A 22,815-nucleotide genomic window follows, 5' to 3' on the forward strand; every position below is an offset into this window, starting at 1 on the left:
ACCTCCGAAAGTTTTGTAATACCAATAATGAAAGCCCTTACAATTAACTGATTTTAGTTTAAATTTATATCTGATCGGAAACTATATTCGAATTAAAGCTTTTCACTTGAAAAGCTTTGATTTTCTTATATTCGTTTGGTGACATACCCAAGCGCTTCTCAAATTGCTTCATAAAATGGTTATAATTGGTATAACCTACCATTTCTGATAGCTCACTATTTTTATATTGATTCATACGAAGCAGGCGACTCGCCTCTTCAATCCTCAGATCATGGAGCAATTCATTGAACCCGATACCGTTTTTGCGTATCAACAATTGTCCCAGATAGGTAGGATGCAGAAAAAATTGCTCTGCCAGTTGTTTAATGGTCAGACTTTCCCGGAAATAACTGCGGATGTAGTCATTGATATCCTGCACGATTCCCTGAGGCTCAATCATGCTCTGTTTGAGAAGAAGTTCAAAGCAAACCTGTCCACAAGAGCGTAGTATCCCAATCATATCGTCAAAGGTCAGCAATGCCTCGTCCATATTGGGAATATCGAACAGATAGTCGGAAGGCTCCCTGTCATTGGTAAAATGCACACTCATATACGCCCTGATTTCGTGAAGGATAAAGACGACAAATTTTTGGACCTCATCAGGATACACTCGCGTATCCCAAAATACTTGCTCCATCGAATCGACAATTGACCGATAGCCAGCATAGTCGATGATTTCAAATGTCTCCAATATGCGTTCCAAAAGTTCCACCTGATTGTAGCAATGTTGAAACACGCTGTCTTTAATCATGTCATAATAAATAATTCCATTATTTTCCAACTCATAAAATGCATGCAGCAGCGCCTTGGACGCTGTCTTGTAGGCGGTTCCAATTCCAGTTAATGAGCCTACCGGGGCACCAACAGCCATGAAGACACGAAAACCCGCCAAGCGACGGGCCAGTGCTTCTATAGTCTTCTCAGCACTGACTCCATCACCTGGATACGCCGAGTCGCCGAACACAATGACGAAATGTTCCATGGACAGATGCACCAAATATGCTGTCTCTAAGTCATCGAGTAATTCAAGTGCAAACTCGCCCAGTCGTGCGGACTGGTCCCGATGCGCCTGCACCAGACAAACATTCCATAAATCGGCGGATTGGGAGACAGATTCCATGAAATCGTTACCCTCCATGGACATCGATTTGCCCAGTAGTACCTCTTTAATCATCTGTAGCACCTCTTCCCGACGAGCAATCTGGCTGATGTAAATGAGCTCCTGTTCCTCCAACAATTCGCGCTGGATTGCCCGAATCTCCAGTTCAGTCTGCTCCTCATCCAAAGGCTTCAGTAAATAACGGGAGACTCTGTATTTGAGAGCCTTTCGAGCGTAATCAAATTCGCTGTACCCGGTAAGAATGATAAATTTCGTGGTGACATTCCCTCTTTGCCGCCATTCCTTTATCATTTCCAAGCCATCCATTATCGGCATATGGATATCCACCATCACCAGGTCTGGGCTCAATTCCTCCATTAGCCTCAAACCATCCATTCCGTTGCCGCAGATACCACAGACCTCAAAGCCCATCTCTCCCCAATCAATACAAATCTGCATGCCCTCCAGTGCCCAAGGCTCATCGTCAATCAGCAACACTTTAAACCCCATTTCCATTCCCTCCTTCTCCATCCTGACATTTCAACAACTGCATCGGAATTTCGAAGGACACCTCGGTACCTTCTCCCACCTTGCTAATCAGGTTAAAATTAACCCTGTCATTGTAGTACAACTCCAGCCGTCGGTATACATTACGGATACCGATATTACCTCCTATAGTCTCCTTTTCGCTGCGCATGTTGTACAAAACCTCCTTTAACCGCTCCTCATCAATACCTTTGCCATTATCCGATACAACCACGCGCAGCTGCTCATCAGCTACTTCGGCGCGAATTTTAACAACTCCAAGCCCCTCAATAGCCTGTATACCATACTTGCAGGCGTTTTCCGCGAGTTGTTGAATACTCATTTTCGGTATCTTGTAGTGACGCACTTCCTCGGTGATCTCGATGGAATAATCGAATTTGTCCCGGAACCTAAATTTCTCGATATCAAGATACATTACAGTAAAATTTATCTCTTCCTCCAGCAGCACTAGATCGTCCTTCCAGTTCAGCAAGCGGCGGAGTAGCTTCGATAAGTCCTTGATAATGTCCCTGACATCTGTGTAATTGTTTTTGGTACTGACCACAAGAAGCGCATTCAGCGTATTGAACAGGAAATGGGGATTCATCTGACTCTGAAGCAGATTGAGCTCAGCTCGGACGCGCTCGGTTTCCTGGCTTTTTTGCTGAATTTCCAGCTTATACACATTATTAATCAAAGAATGGATCTGAGAGGTCATCATATTAAAATTGCGGATCAGATGCCCAATTTCGTCACGACCCTCATCCATTTTGATCAATTCGAACTTCTCGTTCCTTACCTTTTGCATATGCCGGGCCAGGCGCTTGACTCGGTGATTATACGAGCGCAGCAGGACGTAAATGAACACCGAGGTAAACAATGTAATCAGGCCGACCAGTATACTAAAATAAATCCGCATATCCATCATGGCCTTGCTAACGCGCGTCCCCTGAGGCACACCAATCAGCTTCCACCCTCGCACATAGCTGGCGTTACCAATTGGCAAGGTGTGCAGATCGTTGTCCGCCTCATTATCCATTTTGAATAAAGGAAAGCTAGAGGTATTTTCGCGCCGGTATCCGCTGTCCATAGATACGATGACCTCGTTTTGGTCGTTAACCAAATAGAGATCCAGATAATTCCGCTCGCGGGCGATGACATCGTAAAAGCGGCTGAGATCGAAATCGATCCGCACCAGCTTCTGGTAAGATTTATTGACGTCATAATCATCCATTTTCTCAACGACACTGAGATAAGGAGTGGCGGTTGGGGAGATTTTAGCCCCCGTGTCCAGATACGCAGATACCAGCACAGTTCCGTGGAACGACTTCCACTTCTGATACCAGGAACTAGCTAAAATCGATTCATTCAAGTAATAGTAGTCACTACCCGGCACAATCGTCGGATTGTCCGTGTAAATACCAATTCGCTTGATCTGATTGTTAACCGGAATATAGGATGTAACCCGATGACGGAGCTGTTCGTTGAACGTATTATAGAAATCCAGTGAATCTTTATAATCACGATCCAGAGTCTCGTACAGGAGCTTATCTGTAATCAGGGCATGACTGACCGCAACTCCGCCATCAATCATACCGTGGATATCCTTTCTCGCCCGCTCCAACGAGATTTGCAGATTCTGCTCTTCCCGCTCCTTGATCAGCCAAGACATCCGGTCCATAAATAAATAATTGATTATGACAATAGGTAGTAAAATTGCAATTACATAAATTAGCATGAATTTGTAATTAAGCGGGATATCGTTCACTATACTGCGAAATCTGAATTTTCTAATCACGGCTTCAACCACCATCTCCCATTGAACACTCTTTCGGCCTGAGCCGTCTCTATTCCCGCCGTCTGAATGCAGACGGCGCCATCCCTGTTATCCGTTTGAACTGGCTTTTAAAATAATCAGTGTTGGGATAGCCGGAATTCGCCGCCACCTCGGCTATGCTCAGCTGTCCTTGTCGCAAAAGTCGCTTTGCCTCTTCAATCCGCTTATCGTTCAAATATTCTCGGAACGACTTACCGGTCTGCTGCTTGAACAGCTGCCCCATATATATAGGATTTATATGGAATAGCTGGGCAAGCTCCTGAAGTTGTAGCTTTTCCCGGAATTTCTGGTCCACATGCTGCACTACCCGAAAGATCGTGCGGCACTCGCTACGTTCACGCTGCTCGCAAAGAGCCGCCGCTCCGCTCAGGCATAACGCCAGGGCATACCGACGAAAAGCCGGAAAAGAGGCTGTCTCCGTCAGTGTACCGAGCTCTCCCTGTATGCCCCGCATAAAGGCATCGCCGTCTCCGCCCAGTTCCTTCAGCTTCTTAGAGATACCCATTTCGAGAGCGGACAGCTGAATCCGCACATATTCGATATCCGGTAGCCCGGAGGACGGTGCAGCAAGTAGGACATCCGCCGCAGCCTCAATCTCTTCGAGATGGTCCGAGGAGAGCCGTTCGATCAAGGAATCCAGGGCTGCTTTGTTCACTTCCTTCATGCATTCGCTCCTCGGAAGCTCGTTGCAGGCGATAATACCTCCCTCATTCCAATAGCGTTTCCATTTGAGCGCCGCCAGTGCTTTTTCGTAAATAGACCGAAGTGCAGACGCCCCTCCCTGCCCACAACCCAACGCCGCAATTGCGGGGACTGGAGCCTCACCAGGCCATTCTTCACATAACCGGTGTCCAAGTGCTACAAGCTGTTCTGTAGCATGTGGTTTCCCGGAAGCAATCATCACTACTCTTCCTTCGGGGTCCGTGAACAGCTCCGGCAGTTCCAGACCGGCAAGCTCCGGGATTTGACGCTTCAACTCTTCTTCATTCATTTCAGTATCAATCAGTAGGCAGCTAATCTCCTCACCGCTTCCGATATTTAACAAAGTCGCAGCTTCATTCTCAAGCTCAATACCCACCTCGCCCTGAATCAGCCGATTGAGCAGACTATTGACGTACAGAGAACGGTCGCGGCGGCGGAGCTCCTCCTGGGCCGTCTCTTCCTGGATTTTGCGGCTCACCTGGTCTAACACCGCCTCAATCTCATCCTTGTTAATCGGCTTAAGCAGATAATCATCGACGCGTTGATCAAGCGCCGACACTGCATACTCGAAGTTATTGTACCCGCTCAATACGACAAACCGCGGCGGCTTTGCCAGCTTATGCTGTGAGCGGTCGATAAGCTCTAGCCCGCTCACAGAAGGTATTTGAATATCGGTAAACACTAGTTCGGGCTGAAGCCGCTCAATCAGAGACCAAGCGGAGCTGCCGTTCGAGGCCTCCCCACAGACCCTGAAGCCATATTTGTCCCAGTTCACAATTGTGCGCAGGCCCTCAAGAACCCACGGTTCATCGTCTACCAACAGCACATTCATCATCTATCCTTCTCCCCCTTCGTTAAATGAACCTTGCCTTGTATACATGAAAGCGCAATCACTTTTACGGTTCAGATATCAAATTTGCCCCGCGGGTTGAAGTGTCCCGGCCTAGCGTTCCCGCCGTTAATGCAGAGCATTTAGCTGATCAGCTGTATGCCTGTCGGCAATACCGCTTACGAAGAAATAGGTATTGATACTAATCTTCCTTACAGAAGCTCTCCTCGGGGCCAAAATAAGAGCAGAGAAGCGGCTCGCGGGACAAGACCAGCTTCTGTAGCACGAGGCCTGCATCCAGCACATACAATCGTAGGGTGTGCATGCCAGCAGTCAATGAATGCTGCGTTGTGGAAGTATGGATATTATTCATAACGGACTCTGACCAATGCCGGGATTCGCCCGCAGCAAACTCCAGAGGCAGCATATCTGTCAAAACCGGTTGAAGACCATCAAAAGCCACCGCATATTTCAGCCGTCTACCCTCTCCCAGAGGATTAGTCGGGGCTGCATAAACCGTTAAGCTATAGATCTGTTCTTCCGCGGTGCAGATACGATATTCCAGATATGGAGCGTCTTCGATCCGCTCAAAAAGAGCTGTTGTCGGGAACATCTTCATGGAGGACAAGGAGCGTCCATATCCCTTGATTATCTCCCAGCGAAGCTCCCCAGCAGCTTCCCGGCCACAAGTGTGCTCTGCTTCAATTGCAATCACACCGTGTGCTTCAGCAAAGGTCAGATCGGGCAAATTATCGGTGTGTACAACCTCTGCGACGACCGTTGCCTTTACCATCTGATCGCCGCAGACAATCATAATTTCCCCCGTTGCCGATGCGTCAAGCCGTCCCCAATCGACATCCACCTCAATGGTTTCCCCGGTCAAAACGCTTCCATGCGTTGGATCAGTCTTGATCCAGTCAGCGTCAGTCTCCAGATGATAAGCAAACGCCTGTTTTCCGGCATTACTGACGGTTATACGGTAGCGTTCCTTTTGCAAACTAGTGAATGGCGGGAGCGCTAACGTTCCAGTGGTAAACCCTCCATTTGTCCCTTCTACATCAACAATCATCATCGCTTTTTCCTTAGGCTCGAAATAATTGAACTCTGGATACTGCCAGCCTTCGTCATTCCAGTTTACATAACCGATATGGGCAGAGGACATCATTCCCTCCCATTTGCCTCTGGAAATTTTGTTATTGTAGTCCTCTTGCATTTGTACATCTTTGGCAATGGCTTCCTCCACCAAAGCCGCATAATGATTGGCAAGAACGCTCTGAGGTTGGAATCCGCTGTATTTGTGATTTAAGCTCGCGTATATCTGCATTTTGGTCACATTGGCCGATGCTACGGCCGGATAATACACAAGCTGATAGTAGGCATCCTTCTGCTCTTTTTGCACAAGTTCATAATACGTCTGGGCGTCCTTCTCCAACCGGATCGCTTTCTCCAGCACCCGCTGCGCTTCGTTGTAGTGAAGCAAGCTGTATGTGTCAGCATAGGTCACTTCCGGCTTGCGGCTCCCATTCATTTTTGTATAGTCCGCCAAAACCCGGGCAATGCCCTCGGTGGTCTCTTCATCAGCAGCATGACCAAACTGTCGCTCCGTCCATGTCTGCAAAAATTCTCCCGTACGATTGGGATTTCCTGTTCCCCAGGTCTCGAAATCATAGGCTAGCTCCATGAAATAAGAAATGGGCAGTTCCATCGGCTTCAAGTCGCCGACATTCACAATCCAGAGATCTCGGATTCCATAGTCATAGGCCAGAGACATCTGCTCCCATGTTTTCTCAAGCGGAACCGTATTAACCCATTCATAAGACCGGGGGCCACCATGGTAATCAAAATGGTAGTACATCCCCCAGCCAGCTTTGCGTTTCCGATCTGGGGCTTCGGGAAGCTTCCGCATATTGCCGAAGTTATCATCAGACAAAATGATGGTCACATCATCCAGCACCTCCCAATGCTTCAGACCCTGAACCGTATCTGTCCCATGCCAGAATGTCTCCACTTCCTTGTAGATCGTCAATGCTTGCGGTGCATTGTCCAGGCCATGCTTATGCAACAAGGCCTTCTGGGTCAAAATGATGTCCTTCAGCCGCTGAATATTCTGCTCCAGGGTGCCACCAAGAGCCGAATCCTGTTCGCCGCGCATTCCCAGCGTAATCATATTGGACAAATGCTTATTACGGATGACACCATCCTCCCAAAATTTCGTAATGGCCTCTGTATTAGCCCAATAATCCCATAAGCCGCTATCCCCATAATGTTGATTTATCTTTCTCCATTCCTCGCCGGCTCGAAACATGGGCTCATGGTGGGAGGTACCCATCACAATGCCGTATGCCTCGGCAAGCTCAGCATTAGCCAGTGGGTGACTTTTCCCATCCTCGCTGAAAACAGCGCTCCACATGGCCGGCCATAGATAGTTGCCCTTCAGCCGCAGCAATAGTTCGAATATTTTCTCATACATCTCTTCGTTAAAACCCCCGCAATGATCCCTCGACCATGATCCCAGTGAAGGCCATTCGTCGTTCAGGAAAAAACCTCGGTAACGAATGGAGGGCTCTTTAGAAGTGTATTCCAATTGTTCCTTGGTAAAGACCAATTCCTGCCGCCTCGAGGGGTGTACATCTGCCCAATACACCCAGGGACTGACTCCAATCAGTTCTGAAATATGGTACAGCCCATACAGTGTCCCCCGCTTATCACTGCCCACAATAACAATGGCTTTATCTAATTCCGGGCATGGACGCTCTAAAACCCGGATCATATAGGCCTCCCGGCGATTCTGCAAATCTGAAACATCAAGCCTGTATTCCGTAATCAGGGAATCAATGATATCATTATGTCCGGCGGAGCCGACGATGACCGCGATCCCGCTTAACTGCGCCCTGTCTGTAATCAGATTGGGCAAAACGGCGGTAACCAGCTCAATGTCCTTGGCCAGTGATAACGAGACTCGCCGAATACCGTCATAGTCGTTTCCCTTCGCATCGGTGTATATGGGGGTCGCCTTGCCCTTCTGTACGAGAACGGCCGCTTCCTTTGAGTATTGCTTTGAATCGTTCATAATCACAGCACCTTCGTTTCATTTTCTAGTTCATAATCAACCTTGGTTATGCGCTTCTGACATGCCATAAAAGATACCGCTTTCATCATATGAGGAGGAGATTATTTGAATTTGGCTTATGATGATGTTGTCCTCAGGCGACTTCAACGTGTCGGAAACAGCCGAGCGCTGCGGCTTTCACGATATTTTTTATTTCAGTAATCTGTTTAAAACAATGAGGGGCTACTCTCCATCCTCAGTAAGAAAAAAATAAGAACTTTGAAATAGATAAATTCTTAAATATATCCGAATCCAAGTATAGTAAAGCGTTTTGTTTCATGTCCGGGAGCCATGCGGATCACCACCGTATGCTCCTTGGACACCTGCTCGTTGTACAATATTACGGCATTGCAATGTGTCCAATTGTTCTCATGGGGATCGGCTGTCTTGAAATATTTTTCATCCACCCAAATATCCGCGCATCCAAAATCGCTATTCCCCGAGTCCTTGAACACCAGGATAAGACGTTTGCTACAAATGGTTATTTTAAATTCGGAGGCACCATTTTCCGGATGATGCATCCAGTTATAAGGAAACTGGGGAGAGCTGTACGGGTGATCATCCATTTCCACCATTTGCAGGTCTGTATCAGTTTCGGTGAAACTACCCATATTGATTGTGGCAATATGCCCCGAATTACTGCGATCAAGCAGCTTTGTTTCGGCAAAATCACAACCAATGACAGGAGGCTTACTGGTATCCACATCCGTCTGATCGGGTGATGCCTCATCTGCTATGTCGAACAGCCATCCCAAACAATCAGCCATTACCCGGTGCCCGGCATTGGACGGATGATAGATGTCAAAGAAAAACTGTCGTTTAGAAATCACATTTCCTCCTGCCTTGGAAAGCCGGAACTGCTCCTCTACAGCATCCTTTACGCTGACCATAGGAAGATCATAATTCCAGCCCACAGGTGACAGCCGTTCCTGCAGGTTCCAGTCATCGACAAACACACTGAACAGTAAAATTACCGCAGGTTTATTGGATGCGTTCAAGGCCTTCAATGTCAGGCTTTCATAACAATTTCCCTTTGTCTCATCACCCGCGTCATTCACGGCAAATTCGATTACCACAATATCCGGCTCTACCGTTCCTTCCCGAAGCACATCCCGATCATAGCGGACAATACCCAATTCCGATGGGGTACCGCCTACGCCTGCTTTTACCATTTGAACCGATTCCCCACCCTTTTTACTAAATTTTTTCTTAAAAAGAGTGTAGGACTGGTATGCATAGCAATTTTCATGAATTGGAACGGCCCCTGCCCCCTGTGTAATGGAGCCTCCAATATAGGCCACAGTCACCTCTTCTCCTCTTTTGGCCTTTTCAATTGCAGCCTTGAGCCTTTTGTTATTGCCTTTATTCAAAAGTGATTTAGCAATCATCTCGCGATAGGCTTGCGAATCGAAATCCACCGGTTCCTCCATGGAAACTTCGGGAACATGGAACCCGTCGTGCAGGTAGAACGTAATGTTGACTGTAGCCAGTTCTCCCACCCGGTCGAAGAGAAAGACGAAGCTTCCTGGAACATCATCATCCAAAGACCAGTCGTATTCCTCCATAACCAGCATAGTTTCAGAGCCATCTGCCGGACAAATAAGCTCAAGGCGGGTGCCGGATTCGTACTTGCTGGTTTTACCCCAGTTATGGTACACAAACCGAACATCAGCTACTTCTGGATTATGCGCCTTCACGGTAATCCCGATACTATGGACCAATCGGCGCAAGCCTTCGCAATTGGTTAGTAGCTCCAGTATGTCCTCATCTCCAACTCCTCCCGTATACTTGGCCTTATCAGCCAGCCTCCCCTCCAAATAAATCTCCTGGGCAAAGCTTCCGTCTGGCCGAGGGGTTCCTTCGATCATGGTTTCATACATAACGGAAAATCCACTTCGTCTTGTCACCGGGTCTTTAGGCGCCTTGGGGCCTTCCATCTCATCCTGCTGCGTAAGTCCTAAAAAACTGTCATTCATGGAAATGTCTCCTTTTACTTTTTATTAGTGGATAAGGACAATGCTGCTAGTGAGGAGCGTGTTTGAACACACCAATACTCCCTGGAGTACAATCAACTAAACCAGAACCAACCAAAGTCGAAATTAGAGCCCGGCAAAAATATGAACGTAACCTTCTACATTCCCTTTACCGGCTCCAGCATGAATGTCCACTCCTCGTAGCCTTTGTCATATGTAGTCTACAAGTTGTCTCCTTCCCCCTTCTGCTCCTTGTCCGCCACCCGTTGCTTCTTATCCGGCAATACCAGCCGGAGGAGTCTTTGAAACCAGCGGTAATTTTGTAATCGTTTTCACTATAAACTATGGCATTCTCCGACCATTCTGCTGTTTCCAAATCGCTTATTTGCAAATTCCCATTATCATTAAATATTACCTTTGAATTTCTAAACAATTACCTCCCCTCTTTCGGATTATGTTTACCTACAATCTTTCAGATTCTACCTTGTTCATCCATAGTATGGCATATTTCTCCTTTTTCGTCTTTGTAAAAATTAAAGATTTATAGAAAAAAAGGGGGCTTAAGGGACTTGGAAAATAAATACTTGGAAAAACCCACCTATTTAAAAAGGCTTTATTTCTAATCAAGTATATGACTTAGCCTTATAAAAGATTAATTATTATAGTCGGGCACAGTTTGGGAATAGCCCTTATTCCATGACCGCCAACATCTATGTTCATCTTGAATACAGCTCAAAAATTTCTTCGGCTCAATTAATAGGGCAATACATTGTAAATCCCTTATGCAAAAAAAGCTCCTAAATCGCCACAAGGACAAATTTAGGAGCTAGTTGATTAGGAATATATCTCCCATGGAACATAAAATCAAGCCAATTTTATATTATAATATCTATGAATCATTTCTATAAATACAAGAAAATCACTGGATATCACAAACCATATATGGTAAAATGGGTCCATCAGGAAAGGAGGTGCGTCAACATCAATAATCACATGTTGAGCGTATCCCTTACCCGGTCCGTTATTCTCTAATTTACAGAGTTGACGGAGGCGCGGGATACGGATCAAAGCTTTAATTAAGCGCCACGGGTAGAGACCGTCCTCGGACGGTCTTTTTTATTTCAACAACATCTATAAGATTACATACTGCACTGTGAAGGAGGAGACACAATGTCGATTAGACCCGCAAATGTGGAAGAGCTCAACGAGTTGGCAGCCATCTGGCTGGATGCTTCCATAGAAGCCCATCATTTTATTGCTCTGCAGTATTGGGCATCACAAGTTACCGAGATGGAAAACAGGTACCTTCCTCTCGCTCAAAACTACGTTATCATACAAGATGATCATAGCATTGGCGGCTTCGTTTCCATGTTGGATGGATACTTGGCGGCTCTGTTTATACGTGTTGATTCTCAAAGAAAAGGCTATGGCAAGTTACTACTAGATTGGATCAAAAAGCAACATAATGAGATTCACTTAAAGGTATACCAGTCGAACACGAAAGCATTCAACTTCTACACTAAAAATGGATTTACCATTCAAGCGGAATCTGTTGATACCGAAACTAACGAGAAAGAATTTGTAATGGCATGGACAAAACATGAACGATAATGAAGCACCTTTAGCTATATAGTCTTCTTATTTAACCCATAGACCTCGGTATATAAAATCTCTTTAAACGGAGCAAAATCCTGTTCAGCCAGCTCACCTGGATAGCTCATAATTTGAAGCCGCAGATCAGCCTGTCCTTCTCTTAAAGGGGGCTGTACATAGTCAAAATGGTTCAGATGAAACCCTAAACGTTCATAAAAACCAATTCTTCTCCGAGTCCATTCATCCACTGGTGGCTCAACCTCCAGTACTACCGGTTTACCGGACTGTGAAATAAACGTGCTCATAAGCTCCTTACCTAACCCGCCACCTCGTATAGCCGAATCTACGGCAATGTGCTCTACAAACCGAAAATCTGTAAACTCCCATCCCGCCAAAAAAGCAATTATTTTCCCTTGTTCGTCCTTTTTGGTAAGTAAACGATAACATGGATGATGAAGCAGAGCCCTCTGTAACTCGGATGTTCTGCATTCCGTTTCAGGAAAAGAAGCCTCCATAATCGCATACACTTGAGAGAATTCAAGTTCATTCATTATACTTTCAACTCCTCTAACGTTAACTTGTTGGTCTACTAATGTCATTTACATTAGGGCCCTAACCCTTTAGACCTTGTTTAATTCCATAAGCGTCAGCAATATGTGTTCCAACAGCTCTGGAATGTCTTCCATCTGATCTTCGTTAATTTGTCTGGAAAATCGGAGTTCAATCCTGTTTTGGTATGTAGACATCTTTTCTCCGTAAATCTGACTAAGCGTTTGTACCGGTCGAAGATCGGGCTTCCAAATTTCGGTCAGTATATTTTCAATCCGGCTGCATTGTGACTCAATCTCACGAATTTCCATGTAAAAACTCAGCAACAAGACACATCCCGGAACTTGATCTTTGATTTCCAAAATTTCCGCAGCCAAGTTGTTTAAATCCGCCTTTAGTTGAATCTCTGCTGTCACACCCGGGTGTTCTCTCAGTCTGAATTGGACAGCAAATTCACGTGACATCACAGACATTTCCAATCTGTCAATCCGCTGTGCAATGTCAATACGTGAATCCAAATTATCCAGATCGTATACTGTATTTTCTATGGCCACTTTTAAATTATCAAAAACCGTCGGGTCGAACATGTGCAATTCACCTCTGCCTATCGCTACAATTTATTTCCCAAATCATGTACAAATTTGTTCCTAATCCAATGAGTATACCATATATATTTTCCTCCAAGAAACCTAACCTTTAATCAGAACCCCTGGGACAAACTTGTGAATACAAAAAATGCAATTTTGTAACAAAATGTTCTATTATATTTATTTTATTGATAAATATCCCTTTTTATTATTCCAATTTTCTAGTGATTGATATACAATTAATTCGGACAAATTACTAATATATTCATATAAATGAATATAAATCCTAAAAAGTGAGGTAGTTTATTCATGAAAAAAACGTTTTTAGCTTCCTTAGGTCTTACACTTATGCTGAGTACTACTGCTGGTATCGCTGTAGCCGAAGAAACAAATCCTACAGCAAACAAGCAACTAATTGCTGTTCCAACCCTTACTGGAAATGAACAGGAACCAAATGGCACCTTCGAACAAGCTAACCCATTTTTTGTAGGTGATGCTATCATTGGAACCCTTGGTAAAGAGGGGGTACCTGGAGTCTGGGAAGCCTATGATGTATTTAAATTTAAGGCTTATGAATCCCAAAAAGTTCATTTTACAATTCAGGGAGACAGATACCCTGATTCCTGGTTGCAAATGACTGTTTATGATAGTAATCGTCATAAATTGAGTCGTTCAAGAGACGATCATTATTTTTTAGATGTAGAATTTGAAAAAGGTAAGGAATACTACCTAGTCGTCGAAGCACCAGGACTTGAACCTTACACAGGCAGAACGTTCTTTTATAAAGTCTCTACTCAACCTAACTAAAATTATGTATTTACTTAGTAGTTTAGAGAATCAATACATCCTAACTACGCCAAAAAGCCTCACCCCTTTCTCAAGGGGCGAGGCTTTTGTAGTTCAGTCATTCCATTTGGTGCACTCAGTTCTTTTACCTCTGTGTAAGTCTTACGACAAACGTGAGCTAAAGTCCTCGTAGGAGAACTGACGGATTACCTTGATGCCTTCTTCGTCGTTGTAGCTGGCGATGGCTGGCAGGTTGACTCCGTTGAACATGTGGTTTTTGACCATCGTGTAATGGGCCATGTCGCAGAATACAAGCTTGTCTCCCGGCTTCAATGGCTCTTTAAAGGAATAGTCTCCAATCACATCTCCAGCCAAGCACGTAAGTCCACCAAGTCTGTAGGTGTAAGCATACTCACCAGGCTTGCCTGCATCAATGATATTCGGGCGATATGGCATAGCCAGAACATCAGGCATATGACATTCAGCCGAAGTATCCAGAATGGCAATATCCATTCCGTTTTTCATCGTATCCAATACGGTAGCCACCAGATATCCAGTATTCAAAGCAATAGCTTCGCCTGGCTCCAGATAAACCTGCACACCATATTTATCCTGAAAATATTGAATACAGCGTACCAGCGTGTCCAGATCATAGTCTTCTCTGGTAATATGGTGACCGCCGCCGAAATTGAGCCATTTCATGTTCTTAATGTATGGCCCGAATTTCTCATCCACAACTTTAATGGTGCGCTCCAGCGTATCTGAATTCTGTTCACACATCGTATGAAAATGAATACCGTCCACGCCATCCAGATCCTCAGGTCTAAAGTTAGCCAGGGTCACACCCATTCTGGAGTTGTTGTAGCAAGGATCATACAACGGCGTTTCGATTTCCGAATATTCCGGATTAACCCGAATGCCGATGTCAATTTTTTTGGAAGTTACGCCTTGCACTCTGCTTTTGTAGCGTTTCAGTTGATCAAAGGAGTTGAAAACAATATGGTCAACATACTCCAATAGCTCGTCAAATTCACTGTCAACATAAGCAGGTGCGTATACGTGAACCTCCTTGTCCATTTTTTCGCGACCAAGTCGTGCCTCGAACAACGAACTGGAGGTTACGCCTTTTAAGTATTTGCCAACCAGAGGAAAGGTCGAAAACATCGAAAATCCCTTAAGAGCGAGCAAAATACTGCAGCCTGTCCGCTCTTGGACGGAATTTAAAACCTCAAGGTTTTTGACAAGTAGTCTTTCGTCAACAAGATAACAAGGTGATGGAAGTCCTGTAATATCAATATTCATCGCAGGCCTCAATCAAGCAACGTTGGCGTAAAGTTCTCTTGCCATGGCAATCCGTGTTTATTTAGTGCTTCCATAAATGGATCTGGATCAAATTCCTCAACGTTGTAAACGCCTGGTTTTTTCCAGATACCTTTGATGATAAGCATTGCGCCGATCATGGCAGGAACACCAGTTGTGTAAGAAATGGCTTGGGAGCCAACCTCTGCATAACATTCCTCATGATCACAAACATTGTAAACATAATATGTTTTTGGCTTTCCATCTTTTACGCCTTGGATGATGCAACCAATGTTCGTTTTGCCTTTTGTTCTTGGTCCCAGAGAAGCCGGGTCTGGCAAAATAGCTTTCAGGAATTGCAGTGGAATGATTTGTTGTCCTTCGTAATCAATAGGCTCGATCGAAGTCATGCCTACGTTTTGAAGTACATTCAAATGATTCAGATAATTGTCCGAGAACGTCATCCAGAAGCGGATTTTTTTCACGCCTTTAATATTCACTGCAAGAGATTCCAGTTCTTCATGGTACAAAAGATATATATTTTTCGGTCCAATTTCAGGAAGGTCGTATACCTTTTTCTCAGAAAGTGGCTCAGTTTCAATCCATTCTCCGTTTTCAAAGTAACGGCCCTTCGCCGTAATTTCACGAATATTAATTTCCGGATTAAAATTAGTTGCAAAAGGATATCCGTGGTCCCCTGCATTCGCATCCACAATATCAATCGTATGAATTTCATCAAAGTAGTGCTTTTGAGCATAAGCCGTAAATACTCCAGTTACGCCTGGATCAAAACCGCTGCCCAGCAGAGCTGTAATTCCTGCTTTTTCGAATCTTTCTTTGTAGGCCCATTGCCAGCTGTATTCAAACTTCGGCGTATCCGGCGGTTCATAGTTCGCCGTATCAACGTAATGAACACCTGTCTCAAGGCAAGCATCCATTATCGTCAAATCCTGATAAGGGAGAGCCACATTGATAACTACATCCGGTTGAAAGCTTCGAATCAAGTCAATGACCATGTCGGTGTTGTCAGCATCAAGCTGAGCCGTTTGTATCTTCGTACGACCTCCACCCAGCTTCTCTTTAAGAGCATCGCATTTCTCAACAGTTCTGCTTGCGATACAAATTTCTTCAAATACATCTGGGTTTTGGCAACATTTATGCACCACAACGCTGGCCACGCCACCGGCGCCAATAATCAATGCTTTTCCCAAAATAAATAACCTCCTTATTCCATACGCTAATCGCTAATCATTCTTGCAAACAAAATGATTATAAAGACATCCCACCAAATAATCAAGAAAAACGACAATTTGCTGTATCAAAATTCACAGGAGCATGTCACAAAAACTTTACAAATCCCAAAATTAGGAATAAAAACTCCGTAAAGTGAGCAGAAAACAAACATTACCCCATACACACCAGGGAAGTCAGCACACGTTTAACGGAAGTTTTTTTGAATATAATGCTCATAGCCCTAAAGAGTTAATATTATCTTATTTCTAAACAAAAGACCACCCCTCCGCATCCTATGAAGAAGATTCATGTGGGGGTAAAATTATGGGCTGATAGCGTAATGCCTCATCTACGATCTCTGCCGCACTCAAATCACGATCATCCCAGTAGATCAAATTACTGATCCCCGGATGGGGCGTATTTTGCATCACTATGGTCAGCATGCTTTCGATTTCCGCTTCTGTTCCCTCACCTCTAATGATTTTTTCCACCAACTGTATAAGCTCACTTCGGTTTAAATTTTGGAGTTCCTCGCTGGCTCGATCTAGACTCATGTAATCGCCCTCCTTTGTATTGAGTATGATCGGCATTGTGTGGGCCCATCCCTTTTTCTGTAAGCGCTATATGACCTATTATGGAGCTTTAAGGAGCGTTTATGATAAATAAAGCCGCCCCCAGTGCGGGAACGGCTCTATACAGTAAAGCTTGTTAAACCATGATTTTGCAAATATCATTCGTGAATTCAACCGGATCTTGCAGCGGCAAGCCTTCGATCAGCAAAGCCTGATTATACAGTAATGCCGTATAGAGGTTTACTTTCTCCTTATCCTCGGCAAAAGCTTCTTTCAAAGAGTTGAACACCGCATGGTTTACGTTGATTTCCAGCACTTTATTCGCTTTGACATCAGCGTTATTAGGCATGGCGTTTAAGATTTTCTCCATCTCAATCGTCACTTCACCGTCTGCGGACAGACATACCGGATGTGTCTTCAAGCGCTTGGAGGCTTTAACACTGGATACCTTGCCTTCCAGCAAGCCCTTCATGTACTCGAACAGCTCTTTGTTGTCGTTTTGTTCTGCTTCTGTTTCTTTCTCGTTTTCGTCAGGCTCAATTCCCAGATCGCCGCTAGACACAGATTTGAATTCTTTCTCTTTGTAGCTTAAGAGCATTTTAATAGCGAACTCATCAATATCATCGGTGAAGTACAGAATTTCGTAGCCTTTGTCAGCCACCATTTCGGTTTGCGGCAGTTTTTCAATACGCTCGTTGGACTCGCCGGAAGCATAATAAATATACTTCTGATCCTCTGGCATACGTGATACGTATTCGTCCAAAGTAACCTGCTTTTTCTCTGTAGAAGAGTAGAACATGAGCAGATCCTGGAGAGTTTCTTTATGTCTGCCGTAATCGTTGTAGACACCAAATTTCAATTGTCTGCCAAATGATTTGTAGAATTGATCATATTTCTCCCGGTCATTTTTGAGCAAGGTCAGCAATTGGCCTTTGATTTTGCTTTCGATATTTTTGGCAATCAGCTTCAGCTGACGGTCATGCTGCAGCATTTCTCTGGAAATGTTGAGTGATAGGCTTTCGGAGTCAACCATACCTTTGACAAAGCTAAAATAATCCGGCAGCAGGTCAGGAGATTTTTCCATAATCAGCACACCGTTGGCATATAACTCCAGCCCTTTTTCATATTCTTTGGAGTAGAAATCAAACGGGATATTTTCAGGAATAAACAGAATAGCCTGGTACACCACCGCGCCGTCCGCGCTGACGTGGATATGCTGGAGCGGCTTGTCGTAGCCATAGCGTTTTTCCGCATAGAAATTTTGATAATCCTCGTCGGTCAGCTCGCTTTTGTTTTTTCTCCATATAGGAACCATGCTGTTGATACGCTGTTCTTCTTCGTAATCCTCGAACTCGTTGTCGCTTCCCTCTTTCAGACGCTTGCCTGTAATATCCATTTTAATCGGATAGCGGATAAAGTCGGAGTATTTTTTAATCAGTGCTTTTAAACGATACTCGTCCAAATATTCGTCGTAGGACTCATCTTCGGTGTTTGGTTTGATTTTCAGAACTATCTCGGTTCCAACCTCGTCCTTCTCAGCTGCTTCAATGGTGTACCCGTCTGCACCTGTGGATTCCCATTTATAAGCAGTATCACTTCCCAAAGCCTTGGTAGTCACTGTAACCACATCAGCTACCATAAAAGCTGAATAGAAGCCGACGCCGAATTGACCAATGATGTCATGACCATCCTTGGATTCATTTTCATTTTTGAATGCCAGTGAGCCGCTTTTAGCAATAACACCCAGGTTATTTTCTAGTTCTTCCTTGGTCATACCAATCCCGGTATCACGCAGGGTTAGCGTTCTGTTATCCTTATCGGCAGTTACTTTGATATAATAATTTTCTTTGTCAAAGACCAGTTGATCATCCGTCAATGCTTTGTAATAAATTTTGTCAATCGCATCACTTGCATTGGAGATCAGCTCTCTTAGGAAAATTTCTTTTTGCGTGTAAATCGAGTTAATCATCATTTCTAGCAGACGCTTGGACTCAGCCTGAAACTGTTTTTTCTCCATTCGGATATCTCCTTTCAGATATGAACCTATGTAAGGCCAGCAGATATGAGCTATGCAAACGATTCAACTTTGTTAGCACTCCCATCATTCGAGTGCTAGCCTACCTTTTTTATAACATTCCTCATTTTTTATGTCAATATCTCGGTTGCCTGAGCAGTAAAATTACATTTTAGGAAATCGCTAGTGTCTAATGTGCTTAAACATCACGTTAAACATTTCGACAGAAGATGGAAACAGCCCCTGTACATGGGGAAGCAGATTACTTCTGATTCGTAGCTCATCCTCATCCAAATGCTGTAGGTCCTCATGAAAGAACCAAACAATAGGATAATCGCCGTCCTTATGTCTGCTGCCTGCATTTAAACAAACGGGACCCTGATCGTCCTCTGCTATTGCAAAGGGAATGTAGCCTGCTGACAGCAGAGGTGACCATTGATCGAGCAAATCATAAAATGCCTTTAAGCCCTGACCTACAGGCAGTCGTGGAAACTCAACAAACGTACAATCGCTCCAGTATACTCCCGGAATCGATTCATTATCGAATTGTAAAGATACATAATGGTAGGACATGATAAAGCTCCTCAGCAGGGGCGGTAGCTCAAAATGGTATTTTTCCTCCATCTCCCGAACTTCCTGTTCAGTAATCTGCGAAGGGAGAGGCTTCCACTTGATCCATCCCTCCTCGTCGACATTCCCATCACGCATTTCAATTGGAACATTTTCTTCCACATCCATAAAAAAGGCTTCATCCATCTGAGCAAATAGTTCTTTCATGGAAGTACGAATATCCGCTTTCTTGTCCATGTCCTCACACCTCTTTCCTCTCTATTCACATTTTGCATCATGGGTTAATGCCAAATGCCCTCTATCTGAAAATAGCTTTGTAATCATGTGCTACTACACTTTTTAAGTTCAGCTTATCAGAACTTGCTTTTATCACCATTTGCGGAATATTAGTATTACCAGCGCAATGGCTCGTAGTTCCGCCAGATCACCCAACGCGCTGTCTCGTGAAATGGCGCGGTGCCAATGCTATATTCGTCCTTCGTGCCGCTCTGCAAATCAATCAAATGAAGCATACCGCCATACGTTCCAACCGCTAACATACCTTCATCAGGTGAAACTGCCAGCCCGGATATCGTACTGCCGACAAAATAGCGCCAAAGTTCACGACCCTCCCTGTCAATCAGACGGAGATAACCGTAGGCATCACCCAAAATAGATCCTTGTGTCAGCGCTGTTGCGGCGTATACTCGCATTTCTTCATTCATCATCGGCCATTCTTCCTTATTCTGAGCAAGACCCTGCTCCATCTCAGCAATCGACACTTGAATGGTAGCACCGTTGTAGAAATGACAGGCATTATACCAGACATCCAGATCATCTTTGGAAAACAGAGCATAATGCGGATAACTAGAACTTGGCTCCAATGTATGCACCGTCTTATCGGACAGATCCATAAGCATATGCTCACTCATCTGGCTGCCGTAAGCGATCCAGCGTCCATCCCTCGACACAGCTCCATGGGCCATATCCACAATCGTGTCTTCCAGCTTTAGTTCTCTCCGTTCAGACGCCTTGGGATGAATCAAATCCACCTGATCACCAGCCAGCAAATAAACGCCGTAACCGCAGACCAGCAGAAGTCGCTGTCCATCGCCAAACGGAATCACTTCATCTAATATATCCTCAGGATGATCCTCATCTCCCAAGCACTCCAGATCAGGAATGGATGCTTTTAAGCGTCCTTGTATATCCTTCCACTGAAAATGTGCTGTCTCTTCTCCTTGCAGATTTCGGTCCGGTTGACGAACAATACGAATCCCCTGTCCATCCACCAACGCAAAATAAGTCCCGTCCGGCGAACAGCCTACTCGATGCAGTCCGGGGATTTGCAAGATTCTATCTTTTCCCGTCACATAGATCGTCCCACGTTCCCGAGGATTGCCCGCATGTACAATGATTTCATTGCCTCCATTCACAAAAGCTATCGGCCTAACGGCTTGCAAAGCTTCCTCGAACGCTGGTGTAAGCGGCCAAGACGCGGCTGGAATCTCTCGACGTAACTGCTCCATTTCACCAGCCTGATTTGCCTCCTGAATCATACGAAAAATATCTTTGGCCATCTTGGGGCGTTCGTCCCGCTTTGGCTCTGATTGCTCCTGCTGCCATTCACTTTCCATGCCGACTCTGACAAATTCATTCACATCTGCGGCATACCTTTTCCCTTCCTGTCGCCACTTTGCTGCCATTTCATGATTCAACCAACTCATTTGCTTCCCCCATCCAGTGTATGTATGCCCCGTTTGTTCTACAGGCTTTGTTCATTATGTAAGGTGGTTTCTCACCTTTGTCAGCACAGACCACAGGTCTGTTACTGCCTTCACCTCTTCATAGTCCAGATAGGCATCTCGCTTGTCATAGTATTTTACCGCCATAATCACCATCTGAAGCGTCACTGGCTGTCCGGCAGCCTTAAGGACTTCCACAATACTTTCGAAGGTCGCCAGCTCAAACCAGGTTTGAACCTGACGATCCGACACACACTCGGGAATATACTCGTCCTGTTCGTTGGTTATGGCTGTACCCTTCTCTGCACATTCCTCCAGCCAATGCTCATCCCAATAATAAATCGGTGTGTGAACAGGGTCCTGATCCCATTGATCCACATTCACATATAACCAGTTATTATGCAGTTGCCCCACGCTACGCACCAATTCCTGTAATCCTTCAAATACACGATAGGACGGGCGCTCTCTGCGACGGTAATCCTCAAGTCTTGTCTCATACCTGCTCATCTCCAACCTCCCGCTTCCTATATCAGCTAAACACTCAAAATTCGCATAACATACATTTATAACTTATAAAACCCGATATAATTACAAGCACCTCGTAAAGTGTCAAGACTACATAAGGAGATTGATCTATTCATGAAAAGAATCACCGCACTTGTCATCCTGTCCTTGCTATTACTTGTATCCCCGATCTACGCTGCTGCCCCAGCACCTATGCTGGTCTATGTGGACCAGAGTAACCACTCGTTCATCCCGCTTCGTCTCCTGAACAGCTATGAAGGGATCACACTCAACATGACGGCAGCGGACAAAAAAATAGAAATTGCGCAAGGCAATACTCGGATTACCCTATTTACCGGAAAATCTACTGCCAAAGTGAACGATCAAACGGTCCGTTTGCAAAATGCTCCTTTTACCGATAATGGTTCGACCTATGTACCCTTGCAGTTCATCAGCCAATATCTAAACCTGCAAGTCTCATGGCAAAAGGAAACCTCAGCTGTACGCATTAAGCAGGGTACAACGTCCGTCACGCTTCCGGTACTTACCGGTAAGCTACCCGGAAATACTACACCCATTACGACGGCTCATAAAAGCTTCAAGGTCGGATCTCGTACCTTTTCCGCTAAGGTGGTCACCATCTCTATGCTCCATCCCAAGGTAAGCCTGGGTGTGGCTCTGGCAGGCAATACTATCGGCAAAGTGGAAGACTTGAGCAGTCTCGCCAAACGCAATCAAGCGGTTGTAGCCATAAATGGCACATTCTTTGACGCCTATACCAAAAGCTCCTACAAAACGCCTTACGGCTACCTAGTCAGTCACGGAAAGATATTGAAAAAAAGCTCCGGCGACCAACGGACGGTCTTCACCTACGATGCTAACCATTTATCTGAGTTAATGTCGGGTTCTGCCTTTGAACAACGCTTAAGCCAAGGTAGCGTCGAAGGTGCCCTGCAAGCTGGGCCTCGTCTGGTCACGAACGGACAGGTTTCCCTAAATGTCAAAGCCGAAGGCTTCAAGGACCCTAAAATATTAACAGGCGGCGGTGCCCGCAGCGCACTCGGAATTACTAGGGATCATAAGCTGATCCTCCTGACCACAAGCGGAGCGACCATTCCGCAGCTCGCCCAATTGATGAAGCAGGCTGGCGCTTATCAGGCCATGAACCTGGACGGCGGTGCTTCCAGCGGACTGTATTACAACGGCTCCTACCTTACCACACCCGGCCGTCAAATCAGCAATGCCATTATTGTAAAGTATCAATAGACAGA

Annotated in this window: 18 protein-coding genes; 4 read left to right on the forward strand and 14 right to left on the reverse strand. The window is 45.1% G+C overall.

All coding sequences use genetic code 11. The features are described from left to right. Positions 1–64: 64 nt before the first annotated feature. From ACQW03_RS02780 to ACQW03_RS02795, 4 genes are all read right to left on the reverse strand, one after another. Positions 65–1,648 (reverse strand): response regulator, encoded by a 1,584-nt coding sequence (locus ACQW03_RS02780; RefSeq protein ID WP_441948148.1) that lies wholly within the window; start codon positions 1,646–1,648, stop codon positions 65–67. After that, complete coding sequence (locus ACQW03_RS02785) at positions 1,638–3,476, reverse strand: sensor histidine kinase (RefSeq protein ID WP_441948150.1); 1,839 nt, start codon at positions 3,474–3,476, stop codon at positions 1,638–1,640. Before ACQW03_RS02785 ends, ACQW03_RS02780 begins: the two co-directional genes overlap by 11 nt. Positions 3,477–3,510: 34 nt before the next feature. Further along, the gene (locus ACQW03_RS02790) at positions 3,511–5,037 is read right to left on the reverse strand and encodes a response regulator transcription factor (RefSeq protein ID WP_071640213.1); all 1,527 of its coding nucleotides are present in this window, start codon (positions 5,035–5,037) and stop codon (positions 3,511–3,513) included. Between the two features lie 196 nt (positions 5,038–5,233). Continuing rightward, entirely contained in the window at positions 5,234–8,101 is a 2,868-nt protein-coding gene (locus ACQW03_RS02795) for a glycosyl hydrolase 115 family protein (RefSeq protein WP_441948153.1), read from the reverse strand. 124 nt (positions 8,102–8,225) lie between these two features. Here ACQW03_RS02795 and ACQW03_RS02800 point away from each other — a divergent pair, with 124 nt between their 5' ends. Beyond that, positions 8,226–8,354 carry a helix-turn-helix domain-containing protein gene (locus ACQW03_RS02800; protein ID WP_441952284.1) on the forward strand — a complete coding sequence of 43 codons (129 nt, stop codon included), beginning with the start codon at positions 8,226–8,228 and terminating at the stop codon, positions 8,352–8,354. 22 nt (positions 8,355–8,376) lie between these two features. On the opposite strand, the gene ACQW03_RS02805 is transcribed toward ACQW03_RS02800, so the two are convergent. Next, entirely contained in the window at positions 8,377–10,116 is a 1,740-nt protein-coding gene (locus tag ACQW03_RS02805; RefSeq protein WP_441948155.1) for an SGNH/GDSL hydrolase family protein, read from the reverse strand. A 1,167-nt stretch (positions 10,117–11,283) separates the two neighbouring features. Between ACQW03_RS02805 and ACQW03_RS02810 the strand changes: the two genes are divergently transcribed. Further along, on the forward strand, positions 11,284–11,724 hold the full coding sequence (locus tag ACQW03_RS02810; protein WP_441948157.1) for an N-acetyltransferase: 441 nt from the start codon (positions 11,284–11,286) through the stop codon (positions 11,722–11,724). A 14-nt stretch (positions 11,725–11,738) separates the two neighbouring features. On the opposite strand, the gene ACQW03_RS02815 is transcribed toward ACQW03_RS02810, so the two are convergent. Then, the gene (locus tag ACQW03_RS02815) at positions 11,739–12,257 is read right to left on the reverse strand and encodes a GNAT family N-acetyltransferase (RefSeq protein WP_220031049.1); all 519 of its coding nucleotides are present in this window, start codon (positions 12,255–12,257) and stop codon (positions 11,739–11,741) included. Between the two features lie 69 nt (positions 12,258–12,326). Further along, on the reverse strand, positions 12,327–12,842 hold the full coding sequence (locus ACQW03_RS02820; RefSeq protein ID WP_071640207.1) for a hypothetical protein: 516 nt from the start codon (positions 12,840–12,842) through the stop codon (positions 12,327–12,329). Between the two features lie 309 nt (positions 12,843–13,151). Here ACQW03_RS02820 and ACQW03_RS02825 point away from each other — a divergent pair, with 309 nt between their 5' ends. Continuing rightward, a complete protein-coding gene (locus ACQW03_RS02825) occupies positions 13,152–13,649 on the forward strand; it encodes a hypothetical protein (protein ID WP_441948159.1) in 498 nt (165 codons plus the stop codon). A gap of 141 nt (positions 13,650–13,790) precedes the next feature. Here the strand turns inward: ACQW03_RS02825 and nspC are convergent, their stop codons facing one another. From nspC to ACQW03_RS02860, 7 genes are all read right to left on the reverse strand, one after another. Beyond that, positions 13,791–14,930 carry a carboxynorspermidine decarboxylase gene (gene nspC, locus ACQW03_RS02830; RefSeq protein ID WP_013309650.1) on the reverse strand — a complete coding sequence of 380 codons (1,140 nt, stop codon included), beginning with the start codon at positions 14,928–14,930 and terminating at the stop codon, positions 13,791–13,793. 8 nt (positions 14,931–14,938) lie between these two features. Next, on the reverse strand, positions 14,939–16,138 hold the full coding sequence (locus tag ACQW03_RS02835; RefSeq protein ID WP_013309649.1) for a saccharopine dehydrogenase family protein: 1,200 nt from the start codon (positions 16,136–16,138) through the stop codon (positions 14,939–14,941). A 315-nt stretch (positions 16,139–16,453) separates the two neighbouring features. Then, positions 16,454–16,714: a bacteriocin immunity protein gene (locus ACQW03_RS02840; RefSeq protein WP_071640204.1), complete on the reverse strand. Its 261-nt coding sequence runs from the start codon at positions 16,712–16,714 to the stop codon at positions 16,454–16,456. A gap of 154 nt (positions 16,715–16,868) precedes the next feature. Then, positions 16,869–18,749, reverse strand: coding sequence for a molecular chaperone HtpG (gene htpG / locus ACQW03_RS02845; protein ID WP_441948162.1), 1,881 nt, complete (start codon positions 18,747–18,749; stop codon positions 16,869–16,871). A 180-nt stretch (positions 18,750–18,929) separates the two neighbouring features. Next, positions 18,930–19,553: an SMI1/KNR4 family protein gene (locus ACQW03_RS02850; RefSeq protein ID WP_220031045.1), complete on the reverse strand. Its 624-nt coding sequence runs from the start codon at positions 19,551–19,553 to the stop codon at positions 18,930–18,932. Between the two features lie 155 nt (positions 19,554–19,708). Next, positions 19,709–21,022, reverse strand: coding sequence for a hypothetical protein (locus ACQW03_RS02855; RefSeq protein ID WP_220031044.1), 1,314 nt, complete (start codon positions 21,020–21,022; stop codon positions 19,709–19,711). Positions 21,023–21,076: 54 nt separating this feature from the next. Next, positions 21,077–21,547, reverse strand: coding sequence for a DUF7716 domain-containing protein (locus ACQW03_RS02860; RefSeq protein ID WP_076292529.1), 471 nt, complete (start codon positions 21,545–21,547; stop codon positions 21,077–21,079). A 132-nt stretch (positions 21,548–21,679) separates the two neighbouring features. Here ACQW03_RS02860 and ACQW03_RS02865 point away from each other — a divergent pair, with 132 nt between their 5' ends. Beyond that, positions 21,680–22,810 (forward strand): phosphodiester glycosidase family protein, encoded by a 1,131-nt coding sequence (locus ACQW03_RS02865; RefSeq protein ID WP_441948165.1) that lies wholly within the window; start codon positions 21,680–21,682, stop codon positions 22,808–22,810. Positions 22,811–22,815 lie beyond the last annotated feature (5 nt).

Source organism: Paenibacillus sp. DRB1-1 (assembly GCF_052119485.1).
Lineage (GTDB): Bacteria > Bacillota > Bacilli > Paenibacillales > Paenibacillaceae > Paenibacillus > Paenibacillus polymyxa_B.